This is a genomic window from Enterobacter sp. C6, assembly GCF_008122455.1.
Lineage (GTDB): Bacteria > Pseudomonadota > Gammaproteobacteria > Enterobacterales > Enterobacteriaceae > Enterobacter > Enterobacter pseudoroggenkampii.
In genome coordinates, this window is the sequence record NZ_QPFW01000102.1 from 1 (window position 1) to 5,143 (window position 5,143).

Genomic DNA, 5,143 nt, shown 5'->3' on the forward strand with positions numbered 1-5,143 from the left:
CATGAACGGCAGCGCAAGCTGGTCCTTCCAGGACAACGGCCTGAGCGACGGAAATCACACCTACATTGTGCGCGTCACCGACAGGGCCGGTAACTACACGGAGTCTGACGGCTTTGTGCTGAACGTTGATACCAGCATCCCGACCACCACGGCGGCGATTACCGCGCAGACCACGTCGGACACCACGCCGATTGTCACCGGCACCGTCTCCGCTGACCTGGTGAACGGTGAATACCTGGTGGTGACGGTGAACGGCAAAACCTACACCTCCCAGACCGGCGGCGCGGTGGTGGTCGATCCGGATCACAACACCTGGTATCTGCAGATCCCGGACGGCGATGCGCTGAGCGTGGCGAGCTACAGCGTGACGGCGCAGGTGAAGAGCAGCGCGGGTAACGGCAATACCACCGGTACGGCAACCGGCAGCCTGGTGATTGACACCACTTCGGTGAATACCGACTGGGCGACCACGGCGGGGAACAGCAACAACTCCACCATGACCCTCGGCATGAACAGCAGCGGTCTGTGGAACATCATTGCTAACGGCCAGTCTTATTCCAGCAGCGATAGCTCGACCTATGCCGGGAATACCCTGACCAACACCCGCGGCTATTACGTGGTGAGCCAGACCGCCGCCGACTTTGACCGTAACGGCACGCAGGACATTTTCGCCACGGAGACCACCTACTCAGGATCCACGCAGGTGATGTGGACCTACGATGGCAGCACCTATAACGCCAGCCAACTGGCGATGGGGACCACCATCTGGTACGGCGGCGTGATTGCGTACGACAAAACCGGGGATGGCTATCTGGATCTGGCGTACGGTGACTCCGGCGCGGACTCCATTACCTATCTGATCAACAACAACGGGGTACTCTCGCCTGACGGCACGTACGGCGGTGCGGGGTTCTGGGGACAGTTCACCACCATGCGTGAAATCTCCGGCGTCGATATTAACAATGACGGCACCGTGGATGTGGTTCAGCACACCAACCGCAGCGGCGCGTACTCGTTAACCGTGATCAACAACAACGGTAACGGCACGCTCTCTATCGGTCAGAACCTGACGAATGTGTTTGTGGCCAACGCCTCGAATACCACCACGGCGGCGTCCATGACGTGGGCGGACTTCAACGGCGATGGCTACATGGATCTGTACCTGGGCAGCAGCTACAACAACAACGGCGGGGTGATCTACTACAACGACGGTACCGGGAAGCTCTCAACCACCAAGAGCGCGGTCGAGGCCTCTAACGCCACGGCGGGGTATCTGTCGGTGGCGGTGGACTGGAACGGTGACGGGCAGATGGACATCGTCAAGCTCAGCACCTATGGCGGCTCGCAGACGGCAACGCTGTTCACCAACAACGGTTACGGCTCGACCTGGACTGCAAGCCAGCTGGCTTCCGGACTGGCGAACGTCACCGGCGTGGCGGCAGTGGACTACAACTGGGACGGTGCGCAGGATCTGCTGGTCTCTCAGCAGAACGGCAAGGTGGTGCTGGTACAAAACAGCAAAACCATTGCTGACGGCACCGCGATGCACCTGCACATTGTCGACAGCGAGGGCATCAACGCCTACTACGGCAATACGGTCAATCTGTACAACGCCGCGGGCGTACTGGTGGCCTCGCAGATCATCAACGCCCAGTCCGGTATCGGTTCGAACGATACCTCTGCGCTGGTGAGCTTCTACGGGCTGGATCCGAATGAAACCTACTCGGCCGAGATCCTGAAGATCACCAACGGCGTGTCGGATAACGTCACCTGGAGCGGCCTGGAGGCGGGCAACGGCAAAGAGGGCTACGTCCTGACGGCCGAAGCGGCCACCGGCGGCCACAGCGGAACCATTACCGGAACCGGGTATAACGACACCTTTATCGCAGAGGATGGCACCTATACCTACAACGGTTCCGGCGGCTGGACTACCCATTCCGACCATGACACCTGGAGCAACACCGGTGGGATGGATGTGGTGGATTACCGCAATGCGACCTCCGGCGTAACCGTTGATTTGCGCCTTTCTACCGCGCAGAACACCGGGTTCGGTACGTCACGACTGCTCAACATTGAAGGAATTAACGGCTCGAACTTCGACGACGTCATTACCGGCAACAGCGGTGATAACCGGTTCGAAGGCCGGGGCGGGAACGACACCTTCAACATCGGCAGCGGCGGTCACGATACGTTGCTCTACAAGCTGATCAACGCCTCGGATGCCACGGGCGGTAACGGTCACGACGTGGTGAACGGCTTTACGGTCGGCACCTGGGAAGGGACCGCGGACACGGATCGTATTGACCTGCGCGATCTGCTCTCCGGCAGCGGCTATACCGGCACGGGTTCGGCGAGCTACGTGAACGGCGTGGCCACGCTGGACAGCAGCGCGGGCAATATCAGCGATTACATCCGCGTGGTGCAGAACGGCAGCAATACCGAGATCCAGGTTGACCTGGGCGGTACAGGCGGTCAGTTCTCGCCAACCACTCTGGTGACCCTGAACGGCGTGCAGACGGATCTGGCGACGCTGCTGGCGAACCATCAGCTGTTAATTGCGTAAACCAACGCCGCGGGGAGCGATCCTCGCGGCCTTTTGGCGTTTCTTTACACGAATTGCGTTAACCCGGAGATTATGAAGACACATCCACAGTACGAACCCTGGCTGCAGGGCATGCTTATCATCGCGAAACATTATCGGCTGGATTTCTCAGCGGAGCATGTTCGGGTCACGATTAACCATGAAAGCCAGTCTCCGCGCCAGCTGGTGCTGGAGGAGATGGCACGCCAGCTTGGGCTGGGGATGCGTATGGTGGCGGCGGAAGCGGTATCCCTCGATCCGTGGCGCCTGCCGCTGCTGGCGGAATTCACCGGCGGACAAATCGCGGTGATCAACCGCATGGACAGCGAAGGCAACGTCAGCCTGCAGTTCAGCGGCGACGCGGGGCTGGAGACGACGCTGACGCGTGACGAGCTCGGGGAGCGGCTAAAGGGGCTGATGGTGTTGCGCCCGCTCGAATCCACGCCGGATGCCCGCGTGGACGACTACATCAAACCGTATGAGAAAAACTGGTTCTGGCAGCTGGCGCTGAAGGACTGGCGACGCTACAGCGACATTATGCTGGTGGCGCTGGTCGCCAACGTGCTGGCGCTTTCCGGCATGGTCTTCTCCATGCAGGTATACGACAGAGTGGTCCCGTCGCAGTCGGAAGCCACGCTGTGGGTGCTGTTTGGCGGCGTGATGATTGCCATCGTGTTCGAATTCATCATGCGCATGCTGCGCGTGCATATTTCTGACGTGGTGGGCAAACGCGCCGATCTGCGTATCTCTGAACGCGTGTTTGCCCACGCGCTGCGGATTAAAAACGGCGCGCGATCAAAATCAACCGGATCGTTTATCGCCCAGATCCGCGAGCTGGAGTCGGTGCGGGAGCTCATCACCTCCACCACGATTGCGGCTATCTCCGATCTGCCGTTCTTCCTGCTGTTCGTCTTTATTCTGTGGATGATTGGCGGCCCGCTGGTGCTGGTGGTTCTGCTCGCGGTTCCGCTGCTGCTTATTCCGGGCCTGCTGGTGCAGCGCCCGCTGGGGAAACTCTCCAGCGAAGGGATGCGTGAATCCGCCATCCGTAACGCCACGCTGGTGGAAGCGGTGCAGGGCATTGAAGACATCAAGCTGATGCGCGCCGAGCAGCGTTTCCAGAACCAGTGGAATAACACCAACGACGTCGCCGCCAGCGTCGGCATGAAGCAGCGCTGGCTGACGGGCCTGCTGCTCACCTGGACCCAGGAGGTGCAGTCTATCGTCTATGCGGTGGTACTGCTGGTGGGCTGTTACCTGGTCATCAGCGGTGACATGACCACCGGTGCGCTGGTGGGTACCTCGATTCTGGCGTCACGGACCATTGCGCCGCTGTCGCAGATCTCAGGCGTGCTCTCGCGCTGGCAGTCGGCAAAAGTGGCCCGCAAGGGGCTGGACGATCTGATGCAGCGGCCGATTGACGATCCGCAGCACGGCAAAAAGGTGCACAAGGCCCACCTGCGCGGCGACTACGCGCTTGAGGACGTCGGGTTTTATTACGACGAGGAAGAGAAACTTACCGTACTTAACATCAGCAAGCTGCAGATCCGCGCCGGAGAGCGCGTGGCGGTGCTCGGACGTAATGGCTCCGGTAAAAGCACGCTGTTACAGCTTCTGGCGGGCATGCAGGAGCCGCAGCAGGGCAGCATTCTGCTGGATGATATTGCCCTCAATCACCTCGACCCGGCCGACGTGCGTCGCGACATGCAGCTGCTGAGCCAGCAGGCCCGTCTGTTCTTTGGCTCCGTGCGGGACAACATCCTGATGGGGAACCCGCTGGCGACCGATGACGAAATTCATCAGGCGCTGGTTAACAGCGGCGCGCTGGAGTTTGTGCGCAAACAGAAAATGGGGCTGAACTATATCATCAACGAGGGCGGGGCTGGCCTCTCCGGCGGACAGCGTCAGGCGCTGCTGCTGGCGCGCGCCCTGATTACCTCGCCGACTATTCTGCTGCTGGACGAGCCAACGGCCTGGCTGGACGAAATGAGCGAGAAGCAGTTTATTCAGCATCTTCACACATGGCTGGGTAAGCGCCGGACGCTGGTGGTAGCGACGCATCGCCTGCCGATCCTGGACCTGGTCGACCGCATCATCGTGCTGGAAAACGGCAAGGTGGTGATGGACGGCCCGCGCGACGCCATCCTGCACCAGCACGGAATGGCGCCGCAAAAGACAGCGCAGCGCACCGTGACCATGAAGCCGGCGGCGGTTGCCGAGGAGGGCGCGGCATGAATGATTTCTCCCGTTTCAATAGCCGACTGAAGGAGCCACGCCTGCCGCGCTCAACCCTGGTGGCATGGTCGCTGTTCGCCCTGCTGGCGGCGTTTATCGCCTGGGCGAGCCTGTTCCATCTTGATGAGGTGACGACCGGCAGCGGCAAGGTGATACCGTCTTCGCATGAGCAGGTCATCCAGTCCCTGGAAGGCGGCATTATCCACAGCCTGATGGTGCGCGAAGGCGACATAGTGGAACGCGGCCAGCAGCTTGCGCAGCTAGACCGGACAAAAACCGAGTCGAGCGTGCTGGAGAGTGAGTCTCGTCTGAATGCGGCGATGGCCA

General features: G+C 60.6%; 3 protein-coding genes. All 3 read left to right on the top strand.

Features of this window, described 5'->3' with window-relative positions; all coding sequences use genetic code 11:
* Positions 1-2,563 (top strand): FG-GAP-like repeat-containing protein (locus DOU50_RS01335; protein WP_148768588.1); only part of this gene is annotated, 2,563 nt, incomplete at its 5' end.
* Positions 2,564-2,635: 72 nt separating this feature from the next.
* Complete coding sequence (locus DOU50_RS01340; protein WP_090417042.1) at positions 2,636-4,816, top strand: type I secretion system permease/ATPase; 2,181 nt, start codon at positions 2,636-2,638, stop codon at positions 4,814-4,816.
* The coding region (locus DOU50_RS01345) for a biotin/lipoyl-binding protein (RefSeq protein WP_148768589.1) at positions 4,813-5,143 on the top strand (331 nt) is incomplete at its 3' end. The genes DOU50_RS01340 and DOU50_RS01345, both read left to right, overlap by 4 nt.

Bases quoted from the DNA above. Each gene is read 5' to 3' on its own strand.
- DOU50_RS01340 (WP_090417042.1), top strand. From the start codon at position 2,636: ATGAAGACACATCCACAGTACGAACCCTGGCTGCAGGGCATGCTTATC.